Origin of the sequence: Paenibacillus sp. HWE-109 (assembly GCF_022163125.1) — a bacterium.
Classification (GTDB): domain Bacteria; phylum Bacillota; class Bacilli; order Paenibacillales; family NBRC-103111; genus Paenibacillus_E.
On sequence record NZ_CP091881.1, the window covers coordinates 741,729 to 757,014 of the forward strand.

At 44.5% G+C, this 15,286-nt stretch carries 16 protein-coding genes and 1 pseudogene; 9 read left to right on the top strand and 8 right to left on the bottom strand.

Annotation, left to right across the window (positions count from 1 at the left end; genetic code table 11):
• Positions 1-22: 22 nt before the first annotated feature.
• A complete protein-coding gene (locus LOZ80_RS03195) occupies positions 23-2,221 on the bottom strand; it encodes a glycoside hydrolase family 88/105 protein (protein WP_238170066.1) in 2,199 nt (732 codons plus the stop codon).
• Between the two features lie 336 nt (positions 2,222-2,557).
• On the opposite strand from LOZ80_RS03195, the gene LOZ80_RS03200 reads away from it, so the two are divergent.
• The 4 genes and pseudogenes from LOZ80_RS03200 (at position 2,558) to LOZ80_RS03215 (ending at position 5,870) form a co-directional block, all read left to right on the top strand.
• Positions 2,558-3,316 (top strand): response regulator transcription factor, encoded by a 759-nt coding sequence (locus tag LOZ80_RS03200; protein WP_238170067.1) that lies wholly within the window; start codon positions 2,558-2,560, stop codon positions 3,314-3,316.
• On the top strand, positions 3,313-5,103 hold the full coding sequence (locus LOZ80_RS03205; protein ID WP_238170068.1) for a sensor histidine kinase: 1,791 nt from the start codon (positions 3,313-3,315) through the stop codon (positions 5,101-5,103). Before LOZ80_RS03200 ends, LOZ80_RS03205 begins: the two co-directional genes overlap by 4 nt.
• A 25-nt stretch (positions 5,104-5,128) precedes the next feature.
• Positions 5,129-5,633, top strand: a pseudogene (locus LOZ80_RS03210) (MFS transporter); the annotation flags it as partial.
• A 93-nt stretch (positions 5,634-5,726) separates the two neighbouring features.
• Positions 5,727-5,870, top strand: a complete 144-nt coding sequence (locus tag LOZ80_RS03215) for a hypothetical protein (protein WP_238170069.1) — start codon at positions 5,727-5,729, stop codon at positions 5,868-5,870.
• 291 nt (positions 5,871-6,161) lie between these two features.
• On the opposite strand, the gene LOZ80_RS03220 is transcribed toward LOZ80_RS03215, so the two are convergent.
• The 5 genes from LOZ80_RS03220 to LOZ80_RS03240 are packed head-to-tail and all read right to left on the bottom strand — an operon-like array spanning position 6,162 to position 8,476.
• Positions 6,162-6,458 (bottom strand): spore coat protein, encoded by a 297-nt coding sequence (locus tag LOZ80_RS03220; protein WP_238170070.1) that lies wholly within the window; start codon positions 6,456-6,458, stop codon positions 6,162-6,164.
• Entirely contained in the window at positions 6,455-6,670 is a 216-nt protein-coding gene (locus LOZ80_RS03225) for a hypothetical protein (protein ID WP_238170071.1), read from the bottom strand. Before LOZ80_RS03225 ends, LOZ80_RS03220 begins: the two co-directional genes overlap by 4 nt.
• Before the next feature lie 31 nt (positions 6,671-6,701).
• On the bottom strand, positions 6,702-7,838 hold the full coding sequence (locus LOZ80_RS03230; RefSeq protein ID WP_238170072.1) for a zinc-dependent alcohol dehydrogenase: 1,137 nt from the start codon (positions 7,836-7,838) through the stop codon (positions 6,702-6,704).
• On the bottom strand, positions 7,835-8,221 hold the full coding sequence (locus tag LOZ80_RS03235) for a spore coat protein (RefSeq protein WP_053376866.1): 387 nt from the start codon (positions 8,219-8,221) through the stop codon (positions 7,835-7,837). The genes LOZ80_RS03230 and LOZ80_RS03235 overlap by 4 nt, the downstream gene beginning before the upstream one ends.
• 12 nt (positions 8,222-8,233) lie before the next feature.
• Positions 8,234-8,476 carry a spore gernimation protein GerQ gene (locus LOZ80_RS03240; RefSeq protein ID WP_238170073.1) on the bottom strand — a complete coding sequence of 81 codons (243 nt, stop codon included), beginning with the start codon at positions 8,474-8,476 and terminating at the stop codon, positions 8,234-8,236.
• A gap of 190 nt (positions 8,477-8,666) precedes the next feature.
• On the opposite strand from LOZ80_RS03240, the gene LOZ80_RS03245 reads away from it, so the two are divergent.
• From LOZ80_RS03245 to LOZ80_RS03265, 5 genes are all read left to right on the top strand, one after another.
• Positions 8,667-8,948, top strand: coding sequence for a hypothetical protein (locus tag LOZ80_RS03245; RefSeq protein WP_238170074.1), 282 nt, complete (start codon positions 8,667-8,669; stop codon positions 8,946-8,948).
• An 829-nt stretch (positions 8,949-9,777) separates the two neighbouring features.
• Positions 9,778-10,872: an L-dopachrome tautomerase-related protein gene (locus LOZ80_RS03250; RefSeq protein ID WP_238172882.1), complete on the top strand. Its 1,095-nt coding sequence runs from the start codon at positions 9,778-9,780 to the stop codon at positions 10,870-10,872.
• A gap of 261 nt (positions 10,873-11,133) precedes the next feature.
• On the top strand, positions 11,134-11,745 hold the full coding sequence (locus tag LOZ80_RS03255; protein WP_238170075.1) for a TetR/AcrR family transcriptional regulator: 612 nt from the start codon (positions 11,134-11,136) through the stop codon (positions 11,743-11,745).
• A gap of 92 nt (positions 11,746-11,837) precedes the next feature.
• Positions 11,838-12,791 (top strand): SDR family NAD(P)-dependent oxidoreductase, encoded by a 954-nt coding sequence (locus LOZ80_RS03260; protein ID WP_238170076.1) that lies wholly within the window; start codon positions 11,838-11,840, stop codon positions 12,789-12,791.
• A gap of 172 nt (positions 12,792-12,963) precedes the next feature.
• Positions 12,964-13,242 (top strand): hypothetical protein, encoded by a 279-nt coding sequence (locus LOZ80_RS03265; RefSeq protein ID WP_238170077.1) that lies wholly within the window; start codon positions 12,964-12,966, stop codon positions 13,240-13,242.
• 1,021 nt (positions 13,243-14,263) lie between these two features.
• Here the strand turns inward: LOZ80_RS03265 and LOZ80_RS03275 are convergent.
• Together LOZ80_RS03275 and LOZ80_RS03280 are read right to left on the bottom strand one after the other, a co-directional pair.
• A complete protein-coding gene (locus LOZ80_RS03275; RefSeq protein ID WP_238170078.1) occupies positions 14,264-14,494 on the bottom strand; it encodes a helix-turn-helix domain-containing protein in 231 nt (76 codons plus the stop codon).
• Between the two features lie 6 nt (positions 14,495-14,500).
• The gene (locus tag LOZ80_RS03280) at positions 14,501-15,169 is read right to left on the bottom strand and encodes an AraC family ligand binding domain-containing protein (RefSeq protein ID WP_238170079.1); all 669 of its coding nucleotides are present in this window, start codon (positions 15,167-15,169) and stop codon (positions 14,501-14,503) included.
• Between the last annotated feature and the right edge of the window lie 117 nt (positions 15,170-15,286).

The window sequence follows — 15,286 nt, forward strand, 5'->3', positions numbered from 1 at the left end:
CGTTCAACAGCTTTTGTCTCTCTTACAAAGCTTGCATCTTCATATACTCAATGCCGCAAAGCAATACGATACCGATCCCATGTGTGTCATTAAGGATCCAGTTCAATTCATTCTTGTAGTACAGTGGTGTAAAGGAGTATCCCGAGCCTCGGCAGACGCCGTACACGTTGCCTGATTTATCGATGGCTAGCTTGGTCAAGCCTTCCCAGGCACGGCGGGCCGCTCCCGCATAGAGCTCAGGCTGATCAAGCCAGCCATATCGAATACCACGGCAAAATGCATAAGTAAACATCGCTGTGCAGGAGGCTTCTTCATAAGAAGTGTGGTCCGTCAAAATTTGGTGCCATAAGCCGTTGGCTCCTTGCAGCTTCAGATAACCATCTGCTAATGTCCGGAAGAAATCAATGAGCTCACCACGGAGTTCATGGGTTTCAGGCAGCACGGCAAGCAGTTCTGATAGCGAAAACAATACCCACCCATTACCACGGCCCCAAGGAATGTAGGTCGATGTCTCGTACTTGAAATCATACACATGGGACATGATATTGTGTTCCGGGATAAAGAGATAGTTTTTGAATAGCATAAACTGCCTGGCTGCATTGGTGATATAGCTAAGATCTCCAGTCATTTCATAATACCGACATAAGAACGGTGTACTCATATATAAATCATCGGCCCATAATGTATTTTCCTGATATTCACCTGAACGCTGTCGATAAAAGGCGCCGTCTTCTTTGCGCTCTTGCTGATACAACATGTAATTCCCCAATTTGTGTGCTAAGCGGCGAATCGTCGGATCGTCGGCTTCCCTATTCACTTCCAGCATGGCGGAGCCGAATGACCCGCAATCGTCGAGCATGTTCAGTTCAACTAGCTGATGATTAATGGCAGGGCTGCCGTAGCGCACTTTATCCCATAGTGAATAGGCATATAAATTCGTGCAGGACTGGACATGCTCGATGACATACTGAACGAGGTCTTGACGCCCGAGCTCTCTTCCTGTCTGCAATAAGCCATACAGGGTTACGCCTAAAGGATAGTTCCATTTGGCGTGCCGCTCATTTTCAAGATATGGGCGCACGAAACAATCGGTTTCTCCGGTTCGCCAATATTGCGCGTTGGATAGATCATCTTCTGCCGACGAAGGACTTATGAAGAGCCGTTGCAAGGTACGCATCTTTTCTGGACTTTCCATTCGTTCTGTGAAAGGGCCTGCGTACAACCAGCGAGAAGCTGTGCCATGAACATGTGTAGGCAACAGCAAAGGAAGTGGGCTGCCTGTCTGCGTAATATCGAGCGTGAAACGCCAAGCCTGCGCATGTCGGGTGATCTCGATGAGACAATCATGACGTCCGCGTGGTACGGTGTACGTGACAGTGGATGAGCCTCCGGCATCCAGCTCAGCAGCCAGAGATTGGTCCAACCATAGGCGGAGCTTGCCAGTGGAGGAGAGGTGAATCTGACATGTCTCATCGGCATGGCTGTCGAGGGTAAAAGAGGTCCAGGCGTAGGCAACATCGCCGGACTCCGTGCTGAACAGCTCTTGCAGATCCGCACCACTCTCGGCAGCTATCGGTGGCTGAAGGAGCGGCAGCCATGTTACGTTATGCTGTCTTTCGATATCGCTCTGCAAACTGTGAAAGCAGGGCAACTGGTGATCTGGGAAGCAATCTTCGGCGACGGGCGATGAGTATGCCCAGCCACCCATGCCACTACGCTCTGTAAAAGGCGAGAGGTAGTGCAGTGGAAACCACTTGCCATTGCTCGATCCAAATTGACAGCCGAAGCCAGAGGCGGTTTTTAGAAGCTTGATGAAAAAGGCATTCCAGCCTTTGCGAAGCGATGCTTGAAATGTTTTCCGATGGTGTATATTGACATCGTCATCCATCGTTGATTTATACAGCAGCGCATTGTTTAAATAAATACGCACAGGCCCGTAACAGCTTAAGGATAACTCAATCGTTCCCTCCTGTTCGCTGTAAAGGCCGGCGAAAGCGTAGCCGTAGCTCCCGAAAGCCGCATCCGAAAATTTGGCATTGAGATTCATATCATACCGGCCGTCCTCCATCTGTTTAAAACTGTCCTGGTGAATGGTCCTGAATGTAAAACCATGAGCCGGGTTTGAACCGAGATAAGCGTTGGCAATCGTTGCAATCGCATGAGATGGCTGGTGGCCTTGCTTAAAAAAAATGCTCTCTTCACGAGCGAAATAAGTGGTCAACCGTGTTCAATCCCTTCCTGTCGGATTATGAGTGAGAATTGTTAAGGATAACATTATCGTAACAGCGCTTATGGACGGAGGTAAGGCGGGCGGCTTGAGATAAACTATCATTAATTTGGAGGTTTTTCGGACAGGTCAATTTAAGATATAAACGTGTCAACTGAAGATAGAATTGAGGGCGTTGTGGCTTGACGATATTTTGAAAACTACGGTATAGTTTGTGTACGACTTTCGTGCGGAAAAGGCTCCAAACATCACGATGGGCACACGAAATCCCTTTGAAATGGAAACGATTACATTTACTGATGCTGCTGAAAGAATGGAAGGTGAACAAGCATGTACAAGCTGCTAATTGCAGACGATGATTATGAAATTCGGAATGGTTTGTGCAGGTATTTCCCATGGGATGTTGTAGGTTTTCATGTTGTCGGCAGTGTTGAGAATGGCAAAGAAGCTTTGGATTTCATCAAGCGGCACGATGTTGATGTAATACTCTGTGATATCAAGATGCCGATTATGTCCGGTATTGAACTCGCTTCCGAGCTTAGCAGCTTGAATTCGAAGGTGAACATTATTTTTTTTAGCGCTTACAAGGATTTCATCTACGCGCAGAAGGCGCTGGAAAACGGTGTTCGACGCTACATTCTGAAGTCAACGAACTATCAGGAACTCATTCAAGCTTTTACCCATATCAAAGAAGAATTGGATCAGCAGCACCACTCGGCTGCCAAGCAAGGTCAGGATATGTCAGGGAAAATCATTGCGACCATCAAAGCGCATGTGGCCACGCATTATCGGGATGCTACGCTGGAGGAATTGGCGAAGCTAGTTCATATGAATCCGGACTATTTGAGCAAATTTTTTAAAAAGAACGCAGGGATGCTGTTCTCCGAATATTTGACACATGTGCGGATGGAGCAGGCTGCGAATTATTTGAACGATATTCAGTATAAGACGTATGAGATCAGCGATATGGTTGGGTATAGCAACTCATTTAACTTTACGCGAGCCTTTAAAAATTACTTCGGCATGACTCCCCGTGATTTCCGCAACCAGAAGGATGGCAGTGAGCATTTGGAGAGTTCGTTCGAATGAGGAAAACATTTTTCACCAAATACTTGGTTCGTTTAATGCTCCCGCTCCTTGTCCCGCTATTTCTGTTGGGCAGCTTCGCGATTTTGATTTCACAAAATTACATGAAGAAAGAGATCAACACCAGCAATGAGCGTATGATGGAGCAGGCGAAAAATTCGGTGGAGTCGATCTTCCAAGTCAGTGATCCGATCTACTACACGCTGAACTTGAATTCGCGCTTGATTTCCAGCTTGAAGCTGATTATGCGAAGTCCTAATTTGCAGCCTGTGGATTCCGATAATTTTGTAACCTTCATGAATATGTTGAATCCACCGGCTAATATTAAGCCAGTCGTTCATTCCATTTATATTTATTTGAACAATGATGGTGGTAAATTTCTGGCCTCGAATGAAGGACTGACTTCATTGGATACATACTATGACACTTCGTGGTACTACTTTCTAGAGCGTATTCCGAAAGATGTCAATGTATTTGTTGAGAATCGGATGGTTCGAAGGTTTGAGAATCAGGATACGTCACTTGTCACCGTTTTTCGGAAATTCTCTTCTCCGGGTTCGAGCAAGCCTGAGGGCTATATCATTATGAACCTCAAAACGGAGGGGTTGGCGAACATGCTCAGGGAGCTGCTCTATTTTCCGCATCAATCGTTGTTTCTGCTGCAGCAGGACGGTCATAAAGTGGCTAGATCTGATCGGGAGGCCGCGAGCGATGAGTGGATTACTGTGAAAGAGTTACTGGACTCCCCTCAGCGGTTTGAGGTGGCAGCAGCGGATAACTCTTACATGGTTTCGAGCCAACGATCGGAAAATTATGGGATTACTTACGTGTCAGCAACGCCGAAATCGTACTTTTACCAGCTGCCGATTAGACTCGTTTATTTGACGGTTGTGCTGCTAACCATTTCGTTTGTGCTAGCTTTACTTCTGGTCTATTACTTGTCCAAAAGGAACTACAACAGTCTTCTCACCATTGTTCGAACGATTGAAAATGGGGAGAAGGGCTTGCCCGTGCCAGAATTGCCGGGGCGTGTAACGGACGAGTACAGTTATATTTTGCAGCGTACGGTCAAACGATTCATAGAGCAGCGCTACTTGCAGGTACAGTTGTCAGAAAAAAAATATAAGCTGAAGGCCATGGAAATGATGGCGCTACAGTCGAATATTAACCCGCATTTCTTGGCAAATACGCTTCGGACAGTTTTTTGGAAATCCATGGATTTAACAGGCGGCCACAATGAAGTCAGCGGGATGATCGATCATTTATCTGAGGTTGTCCAGTACTCGATTAGTGATTCCGACAAAACCGTTACACTGAAAGAGGAAATTTATCACACGAATCATTACATTCAAATTTTGAATGTAAGGTATCGGGGGAAGTTTCATTTTAGCTGGGAGTTTGAGGAAAGCTTGACGGCGAGTAGGGTAATGAAACTGCTCTTTCAGCCGATCATTGAGAATGCCATTTATCACGGAATTAAAGAAAGCAATCGATTTGGTTATATTAAAGTAAGGCTGCGACGAAAAGGGGACATGCTGCATATCGCGATTATTGATACGGGCATCGGGATGCGAAAAGAACGCCTACAGCAGGTGCGTAAAGGGCTGCACCGTGAAGAAACAGGTGGGCATATCGGCATTTATAATACGTATAAACGGCTGCAACTAAATCATGGCGATATATTCAGCTTCGCGATCTTCAGTAAGTATGGCTGGGGAACGGTCATTCGGATGGAGTTCCCGATTCTGACGGAGGGCACGGAGGCAGAGGTGTTTGAGCAAACAATTTAGGGTAAGTCATTTATATCTCAAGGTAGCTTACCTGGCGCTGCTGCACTCCATGCTGTATCTGCTGAAGGCGACACTAGCATTGCGCCGGAGGGCAATTTATCATGCTTGTGTATTCGGAACGTTCAGTTTGTTTTGGACTACAGTTCCGTTGGTATTGACAAGTCCTCCGTTCCATTTCACTCAGAACCATCGTCATCTTTTCCGGGCTGCTTCCCTTGCTGGTTCCATCAAGTTATGCACTCGCAGTCCCCATCCTCGTAGTTGCGGCGATTTTACTTGACATGCAACATGATTCTCGGGCAGCGGGTGATTTTCTCTTTAGGAGCGGAATTTCGCAATAGGCTTAAAGGTTTGTATATGGCCATTTTCTTTTTAGGGGGCGCTATCGGCTCAGCAGCAGGAGGGGATGGGCTTACGCAACGGGGGGCTGGGAGGCGGCATTGCTGATCGGAATCGCCTTACTGGGCATTGCAGTGGCGTATTATGCGACGGAGTTTTCGAGATTAAGGAAGGAAAATCTCATTGATTGAGGAGCACAGTTGTGTAATTCACACGTTCTAAACTAACTGGGAACGTTAGCTTAATCATTTCTCGAATACACCGTGGAGTTTGGAGGCTACATAATGTCTGTTGGTGTGTTTAGAATGAATCAAAAGGATAATTCATTTGAACTAGGTTTTGAAATACCAATATCTAGCGAAGAATTCTTTATAAAGTTTTGGCAACCAGCTATTGAGGAGTTAAAAATTTACGGTATTGGTATTTGACCCTGAGTGTACTTCGTACTGAGGCGCTCGTTTATTTACAGCTGAAATTTATCCATCTACAGGAATCTAACGAGAAACTTTATTGAGTTAAAAACAGGGAGCAGAATGCCGCGGGGATTTCCAAAAAGTGCGTGGCGATGACAATCAGAAGCAAAACAAACGAAGGAACGCTTGTTCAAGTGTGTTGTGACGAAGCCGCAGACCATTTTATTCTCTAAAGTCTTCGGCTAAAATCAAAAAACGCGCCTGAACCATGGTGGTTTTGCGCGTTTTGGCGGGACGAATCCGGTGTCAGGACGGAATATTCATAGCGGTCTGAATATTTTTAAGATCGAGCTGAATTTGCTCTGGAATATGGTAGGGATGGTATAGGCCCCGCTGCATCATGTAGTTTGTTATCTTTTCATGGGAGTCTATAGCTTCGTCGAGCTGTTTCATCAAAACTTGCTTGATTTCGGGGGTGGCACATTCGGTTACGGCCATGGCGTAGTTTCTGACTCCGCTCTTGGCGTTCATCAAAAAATCCATTGCGATAACGTCGTCGGTTAGCGTATGAAGCCCTGTCATGTGTTCTACTATTGTATTCATGTTTTATCTCCTATAAGAGTCACTTTAGACAGCACTCCACCGAGCTCCTGAAGCTGCTGTTGTGATAATTGCACGTCTTGCTGCAAAATTTGTATGAGCTCCGGGTCGGTTACCAGAGCTTGCATGGTTTTGGATTTGGTCAAGCAAACGGTCTTGAACGCAGCCATTTCATGAACCGCCAGCATCTCATGCAAGGCGTAATTGGAATTCATTTGGATTGTCCTCCCATTTATTCATCCATATTCAAGGTTTTAAGACGACTTTGATGCAATCGTCCGTTTTCGTATCGAACACTTCATAGCCGCGCTTGGCCTCGCTGAGCGGAATGACGTGCGTAACAACGTCTCCAGGGTCTACTTTCCCCGACGTAACCAACTCGTACATATACGGCATATAATGAATGACCGGAGCTTGTCCGGAACGGATATTCACGTTGCGCTGCATGATGTCGCCGAACGGGAATCCGTTATAGCGTCCGCCATATACCCCAGTGACTTGGATGGTCCCGCCTTTGCGGACAGCCTGAGACGCAATGATAAATGCGCTCATGGTGCCGCCTTGCAGTTTCAAACCGCTGGCTAGAAATTCGAGATCGCTCATCTTGCCGTCCATTCCTACCGCATCAATCACGACATCGGCGCCGCCTTTGGTCATTTCCTTGAGATTGTTGCCGATATTCTTATCCTGTTCGAAGTTTACGATTTCCACATTGTTCGTTCGCTTCGCATGCTGCAAGCGGTAATCGACATAGTCAACGGCGATGACCCGCTTTGCTCCCTTCAGCCAGCAGAACTTCTGGGCCAGAAGTCCGATCGGACCGCAGCCGAGCACGATGACTGTATCTCCATTCTTGACGCCGGCATTATCTACGCTCCAGAACGCCGTCGTCATGGTATCGGCGATCAAGCTTAGCTTTTCATCCGGTTGCTCGCAGTTTTCAGGAATCTTGAAGTGGGTGAAATTAGCAAACGGAACTCGTAAATACTCGGCTTGCCCCCCAGGATAACCACCGGTCGTTCCGGAGTAGCCGAAATATGCGCCCATATCCCCGTGTTCGTTTGAGTTGTCGCATTGGCTTTCCAACTGATTCTTACAATAAAAGCATTCTCCGCATGCGATGTTGAAAGGGATGATCACCCGGTCGCCTTTCTTTACCTTGGTCACTCCAGGGCCTACTTCTTCTACGATCCCCATAGGTTCATGCCCAATGACATAGTTCTCCTGAAGGTTAGGGATCATCCCGTGAATCAGGTGAAGGTCCGAGCCGCAAATGGCGGAACTGGTAACCCTTACGATCATATCGTCCGGTTTCTCAATCTTCGGATCCGGCACCTCTTTGACCACGACATTTTTAATCCCTTGATAAGTTACCGCCTTCATGCTTTATGTCCTCCAATATGTTCATCTGGGGTCCGATCAAACATCCCTTTACGCGACGTATCACCCGGGAACAAATTCATCTGCCCGATCATCACCGTATTTTTCGCTGAAAGCTGGTCGAGTTGGTACTGTTCGTTTAGCTCGTAAGGATGGAACCATTTTTTGCGAATCATGAGCTCCGTGATTTCTTGGTGCATTGCAATCCCTTGCTTAAGATGATTGCGTAGAAGCGCTCTTACATCCGGAGAAGCCGTTTCCGTCAGGGCGATGGACAAATTTCGCACACCCTCCTTGGCACGAAGAAGGAAGTCCATTGCAAAAGTCATATCTGCCATTTCCGGCATATTTAATGAATTGATCGGATCTAAATAATCGGTATTCATTTTTGTTCCCCTTTAATGTGTAATAGGTGTAGGGCTATTCGGAACAGGCGCTTGGAAAGGAGCTCTTGCGTAGATTACTTGCAGCTCGGCGATCTGTTGTGTGGATTGCATTACGTCTTTCTGCATTAACGCTTTTAGCTCTTGGTCAAAGACCAAGCCTTGCATAAGTTTTGACTTAGCGAGGCAAAGCGTTTTAAAGTTTAACGCTTCATGCAGTTCCATCGATTCGTGCGGCGCTAGCGTTGGCGTATTCATTGAGAAATTATCCCCTCCCTTTTTCATCAAAGTTAGATTTACCTACGCATCGGATATTATACAAAAATTAATTGCCGGAAATGTGGGGTCCGAATATTCCCATGCAGTCGTAAGAATATAAACAAAATCTCAACCGCATACTTAATTCTGTTTAAGTTATTGATCTTTGCTCAAGGAAGGAGGACTTACCTTGCCCAATGAAAACAGAATTGATCTAGCCACCAAAAATGCAAGAAAACCGGCGGAAGGTACACTTAACTCTAGCGGTAATACGCTTGAGCAGCATGCATCTAACGCGGTTTCTGAGGCGCAAACGGCTTTAAATCAGGCGATAAGCTCGATAAGTGAATCTAATGCGGCAACAAATTCACAAGCTTTGGAGACGGCCCGGCAGCAATTGACCCAAGCAGAGGAATTTTTAGATCAAGCACAAACTTCAGCAAACGCATTACGTCTGCCGGACCAACAATAAAACGGTAGCTTTGGTAGTGGCGAGATTCTCCTTGTTTCTTTGTATACAAGTGGAATCAAGCTCACTAATGTCGAGGTATGGTCGTCTGTCAATTTTTGCACTTCGGCGAACGCGCTTGATTTGCCGGACCAGCACAGCGAATCATGACAAGCGAAAGGGATGCCTTTAAGGGGCCTCCCTTTTTCTTCTGCTTCTTATTATTTACCGGTTGGTCGTTAAAATGCCGACGTTCTTCAACACCACAGAGTAAGCTGGGCGGGGCGACGTCTTGGCGGCATAGCCCCACATTTAGGAACGTGTCGTACTGGCTGCGTTCTTTTATTTTGCCGCTTTCACTCGTGTCGTGGTTCCGAAGTAGATCACACAGAACACTCGAGTTATCAGGAATGTGAGAAAAATCGTGGCCCATGACCAAAACCAGTTCCAACGAACATACCGAATCAGTTCGGTATATTGTACGAGCAGCACTTCTACTATCCATCCAACAGCCTGACACACAAGAAAGCACAACACAAATTCATGAGCTTTTGCTCTTGTAACATGAAAATAGATGGTGGTTATAGACACAAACCAGACTAGCAGCAATAAATTTCGTTCCTTGTTCTTGACCATAGCTTGTACAAGGAAGGAGGCTCCTATGTATAGTGTTCTTTTTATTCATACTCTCGTGGGTGGTGATACTTAGGGAAAAACACAACACCGTTTACTCGTTGTCCGTCATAGACACGAACTTGCGGGGTTCCCTTAAAAATAGTTTGTTATCCAGGCACTTGAACCACACTTTGTCATATATAGGTGATAGCAGTTCGAACTTGTTGAGGAGGATTTTATACAAATGATGTTACCGAGTGAAAAGTATTTTGGTAAGTTTGAAGCGGTTTTTTTATTTTACGGGGCTATGCCTACAGGCGTTACTGTTTCTGAAACTGGGCGCATTTTTATTTGCTTTCCAAGATGGGGAGACGATGTTAAATTTACGGTGGCTGAAATCGTTCGCGGTACATTACAGCCTTATCCTAGTTTAGACGCTAATTTGGTAAGCCAATCGAATATCACAGCGTCCTTCATTTGTGTCCAAAGTGTCGTTGCTGATGGAAAGGGAACGCTTTGGGTACTGGATACGGGGGCTCCTAATTTCTCAGAACCCATCAAAGGGGGGGCGAAGTTAGTCGCTGTAGATTTAAATACAAATACCATAAGAAGCGTATTTACATTTACAGAGGATGTTGTCCTGCCAACCACTTATCTGAATGATGTCCGATTTGATTTTCGTGTTGGTAAAGCAGGTTATGCTTATATAACGGATTCGTCTTCCCGAGGACCGGGTGCCATTATTGTCGTTGATTTAGAAACGGGTATTGCCTGGAGACGGTTAAACGGGGCATATTCAACTTCGCCCGATCTCTTTCTTTTACCGAAAGTCGAAGGTGAAATCCTGATGAATCGAAACAAAGCTGGATCTACTTCACCCTTTAGATTGGCCTCTGATGGTATAGCGATTTCCCCAGACGGCAAGATTTTGTATTTTTGTCCTCTCTCCAGTCGACATCTGTACTCGATTTCAACGGAAGTCCTAAGAGACCGAACGATACCGGATATGAATTTACAGGATCACGTGAAGTATTGGGGAGAAAAAGGTGCTTCAGATGGAATGATCACCGGTGCAAAAGGAACCCTTTATGCTGGAGATTACGAAAACAACAGTATTCGAAAGATATTGCCGAATGGCATCATGGAAACGATCGCACATGATCCGAGAATTTTATGGCCGGATACTTTTTCGATTGGTCCAGATCAATACTTATATTTCATCGTGAACCAATTACATCGGCAGGCAAGATTTCATTATGGAAATGACCTGCGGCAGAAGCCTTATAGTTTACTCCGTATGAAAATAGACGAACCACCTGCTCCTACCTTTTAATAAATATTTCACTTTATTGACTCTAATTGCATAGAAAGTGTATTTTATGACTTTATGGTTATTAAGAATTTGGAGGCTGCCGCTCGGCAGCCAGTTCAGCTATCGAAAGAACTATAGCTCAATAAACACAACTAATGGAGGCTGCTGGAATGATCGGCAGTTCCATTACGTTAACGGGAGTTTAATGTGGAAAGTTGAGGGGGCCTAACTTTGTGATATAATTATTTACATGTTTTATCAATACAGGACTGGGAGGGATCAATGATGGATATTACACAAAATTCAGTTTCTGGCGAATCCCGCGGTCGGCCACGAAGTAACGAGGTTCATCGCAGCATTTTGGATGCAACATTGTCCTTGCTCGCGGAGCATGGCGTCGAGAAAATAAGCATTGAAATGATTGCTCAACGTGCAGCTGTCGGGAAAAGCTCAATCTACCGAAGGTGGAACAATAAGGAAGCTCTGATTGTTGAAGCACTCGAACAAATAAAACCTGAATTCAAAGCGTCTGCAGAAGGGGATCTTAACGAAGTGCTATACGAACTTGCGCGTAATTTCGCACAGCAGATGAATACACCGCTTGGAAAGCAAATGCTCTCGCTGCTGATTTCAACCATATCTGGCAGTTCCCAAATATCCGAATCGTTCTGGGAAAATCATTCTCTTCCCAAGACCAAAGAAATTTCAAGTATTATTGCTCAACACCGTTCTAAAGAGAGGCTAAGCGATAAGGTCAATGTTGACCTGGTTTCAGATCTGTTGATTGGCTTTGTTATGTATCAATTGTTGTTTAAGCCCCCATCCACGGGTTTGGATGCTTTCCTTAAACAAGGAATAGAGCTGGTCGTAAACGGCATGAGAGAACCCAATTAAGGACCTTGTAGCAATGAAGCAAGGTTTTTTTATTTGACATATACGATACGGTATTGTATCGTATCGTATATAACCAAAGAGGAGTGAGTCAAATGAAGAAAAAGGCCACGAAAACAGTGATCATTACGGGAGGAAATACGGGGTTGGGATTTGAAGCGGCCAAAGTCATTGCTGGCGCTTCCACGGATTGGCATGTCGTAATAGCATCGCGCAGTCAAAACAAAGGAGATCAAGCAGCCCAGGATTTGATTCAGACCACTCAAAATCCCAATGTCTCTGCGATCGTATTGGACCTGTCCTCCATTTCATCGGTCAAACAATTTGCCGATCAGTTCTCAATGGCAGGGCTTCCTCCACTTCATGTCATTGTCTGCAATGCCGGTACTCAATTTGTGCAAGGTACACAAATGACTGCCGATGGTATTGAAGCCACTTTTGGCGTGAATCATCTGGGTCACTTCATGCTTGTGCGGTTATTGCTAAATCACCTTCAAGAAAACGGACGTATCGTCGTCGTAAGCAGCGATACTCATGATTTCAGCAAGAAAACCGGAATGCCAGCTCCTCGTTACGCAAGTCCCACCATATTGGCTGATCCTGTTGAATCCGATCGGCTACTAGGTAGTCTATCTGATTTAGCAAAAGGTCAGGTTCGCTACACAACTTCCAAGCTCTGCAATCTGTACTTTGCTTATGAGCTGTCCCGTCAAATTCAGCAATCCAAGCGTTCCATCTCGGTGGCAGCATTTAATCCCGGTATGATGCCTGGCAAAGGCTCAGCCCTCACGAGGGATTATAATCCTTTGTTACGATTTATGTGGAATAATATCATGCCGCTTTTGCGTTTCGTTCGCTCCAGTGTTCGGACAACCAAACAATCCGGAAATGATCTTGCAAACCTTGTTCTTAGGGGCTCTGTACAGAGTGGATCGTATTGGGACGGACCTCAAGAAATAGCATCGTCCGAGGAATCGTACAATAAGGAGCATGCACTTGAGCTTTGGAAGTGGAGTTCTGAAAAGCTTAACTTAAAATTACATGTCTAGTCTGGGTAAAGGAAGCCATTGAATAAAAGTTAGTACAAACAACAAGGGGGCAGATCGCAGCGGCAGCTGCTTCCTGCATGTTCTCCGATGATGATTTTGAGCTGTAGCAAAGAGATTCTTAATCGAGGAATAAAGTGTAGTGCTTTAACTAATGGGAAAATAGGAGATTACAATGAGTAATCTTAACTTTACAACCGAAGATGGGAATGACGGAACCATGTATCCCGAAACCATTCCGCCAATACTCCTGCGCACGTCATCACGAACAGGTCATGTGGTGCGAAGTACAGGTAGATTCGGCAGAACGAAAGCTAGAGCCATTCGAATAGAAAAGGTATGCCAACGGATAGCCGGTCATTACGATAGGCTGGCTTTGTTGAACTATCGGGGCAATTACGTAAATGGTTATTCATGGTTAAATACCCTTAGAGGGAGTGGAAATCTTGGATGATAATATCTGTAGAGCAGTTGCGAGAGGTGATATTGAGTGCGTAAAATCCTTTTTTTCAAGAGGTATTAGTGCCAATTATGAATGTATAAATAGAGGTCATTCTTTACTAAATATAGCTGTAGAAAATGAATAATTAGAGGTAGTAAAGTTCTTGCTTCAAAACGGGGCAGAAAAATTCCGGATAGCTGAAAAAACAGACATAATTGAAACTCACCAAAGGATGTGTGAGGAGTATTATCCAGATTCTTATTATCGAAAAAGAGGTAAACTAGCGCCACTAGTTGATGAAACCAAAGCTCCTTCAGAGAAGCAGTTCCGATATTGGTACAATAAGAACTATTCACTTAGGGAACGGAAAGGACACTCCTTTGGTCAACGAAGAATGAACAAGGAATTTAGATCTCTATCAAATTGATTCCACCCCTGCTGATATAAAATTATTAGCAATCGATCATAAAACGCCTATAGGTAGGCCAACATTATTTATTGTAAAAGATGTCTTCTCACATTCATGGGGAATATCGAATGCTTCATCAGCACCGTTTATTAGCCGAAGCAGTTGGTGTTGATTCGGATAACATCTTCATTATCAATAATGGCGAGGTTGTAGATTATAGCATGTACAAGCGAGGCAGTATTTGTTGATAGTACTATTCGAGATAAGTCACGCCGTTCCCATACCATACAGGGAATCAAGCAGGCCCGTTTGCGTGCTCACCAACTCGTGAGGGCTTTGAAGTTATGTTTACACGCTGGGAGATTGCTGTCCCAGATTAAGACCTTCATGTGGATCCCCCAGTAACCTGAATAAAATCAGTTATTGGAGAGGGGCGAGCAGCAAATCGAGCATATTGCGATCTGGCAAGGCTCCGCATGGTTTATTGTCATGAGTATTCGGGAATAAGAGTGAAAGTTGACTATCAACTATCAGGGAACGTTAGTTTTCAATAAAACGGCGGCAGTCTAGAACTTTATTTTTGGTTCAAGGCTACCGCTGTTTCTATTTTCACTGTATTCCTGGTCAATCTTCGCAAGATATATGGTTAATTTTTATTTGTTTTCGATAATCCTGTGGAACCAAACCCAGTTGTTTCCGGAAAATAGAGGTGAAGTAACTACTGCTTTGGAAACCACAAGCAAGTGCAATTTCGCTTATGGATCGTTTTGTTTCCTTCAGCATTTCACAACTTTTCTGAATTCGATATCTCGTTAGATACGTGTTAGGGGTTTGACCTACATACTTATTAAACAATGTGCATCAGCGACTCCTGCAAACAGTTCCCGCTGATGCTATATCTTCAAGCGTTATTTTTTGCTCGTAGTGTTGACGGATGAAATTGGTCATTTTCTGAACATTTGTCCACAATTGTATGTCTTCAGGTTGCCCTATCTTCGGTTGTAGGTGATCTCCGATTAAGGCACATAAAGATAAAGCTTGTGAAGCGAGACGAAGCGGATTTGGGGAATTGCTACAGTGCATTTCATCATAGATCGCTTGAAGAGACAGCAATATGCTCTGTTGCCAAGCAACTTGGTTTGTGAGCAATACAAAGTCGTCCGTTATTTGATTGAATTTTTCGTCCCAATAGGTTTGAAGTGGGGATACACCATTGCCAAGAAGGGCGGGGTGAATGACAACAACAATGAATAAACAATCGATATGATCTTGGGAGAAACCAAAATGTAATCGGCAGCTATTCACGAAAATTCCATTCGCTTGTTCTATGCGAGTAATATGTCCGTTAACAGAAAAATCCATTGATCCTTTTAGAATATAAATGAACTCTACATCTGAATGCCAATGAGCAGCAGCAGCATAATTATTAAATTGATGCAAACTTCCTTTACGAACATAAAGAGGTAAATCAGGAAGATTATAATCCAAGCGTTCCGATAAATCCGAAAACACTTCTAAATTTTTAATCAAATGGATCACTCCTTTGATCTATATACGATTCTTATAATAATATAGTCAATTTTAATGGATTTGACCATAAATTTGTCATATATTGATATCATTAAATTTAACAGGAAGGAGAGAGGA

Bases quoted from the DNA above. Each gene is read 5' to 3' on its own strand.
- LOZ80_RS03255 (WP_238170075.1), top strand. From the start codon at position 11,134: ATGATGGATATTACACAAAATTCAGTTTCTGGCGAATCCCGCGGTCGG.
- LOZ80_RS03230 (WP_238170072.1), bottom strand. From the start codon at position 7,838: ATGAAGGCGGTAACTTATCAAGGGATTAAAAATGTCGTGGTCAAAGAG.
- LOZ80_RS03225 (WP_238170071.1), bottom strand. From the start codon at position 6,670: ATGAATTCCAATTACGCCTTGCATGAGATGCTGGCGGTTCATGAAATG.
- LOZ80_RS03240 (WP_238170073.1), bottom strand. From the start codon at position 8,476: ATGAATACGCCAACGCTAGCGCCGCACGAATCGATGGAACTGCATGAA.
- LOZ80_RS03205 (WP_238170068.1), top strand. From the start codon at position 3,313: ATGAGGAAAACATTTTTCACCAAATACTTGGTTCGTTTAATGCTCCCG.
- LOZ80_RS03235 (WP_053376866.1), bottom strand. From the start codon at position 8,221: ATGAATACCGATTATTTAGATCCGATCAATTCATTAAATATGCCGGAA.
- LOZ80_RS03265 (WP_238170077.1), top strand. From the start codon at position 12,964: ATGAGTAATCTTAACTTTACAACCGAAGATGGGAATGACGGAACCATG.
- LOZ80_RS03215 (WP_238170069.1), top strand. From the start codon at position 5,727: ATGTCTGTTGGTGTGTTTAGAATGAATCAAAAGGATAATTCATTTGAA.
- LOZ80_RS03260 (WP_238170076.1), top strand. From the start codon at position 11,838: ATGAAGAAAAAGGCCACGAAAACAGTGATCATTACGGGAGGAAATACG.
- LOZ80_RS03220 (WP_238170070.1), bottom strand. From the start codon at position 6,458: ATGAATACAATAGTAGAACACATGACAGGGCTTCATACGCTAACCGAC.
- LOZ80_RS03200 (WP_238170067.1), top strand. From the start codon at position 2,558: ATGTACAAGCTGCTAATTGCAGACGATGATTATGAAATTCGGAATGGT.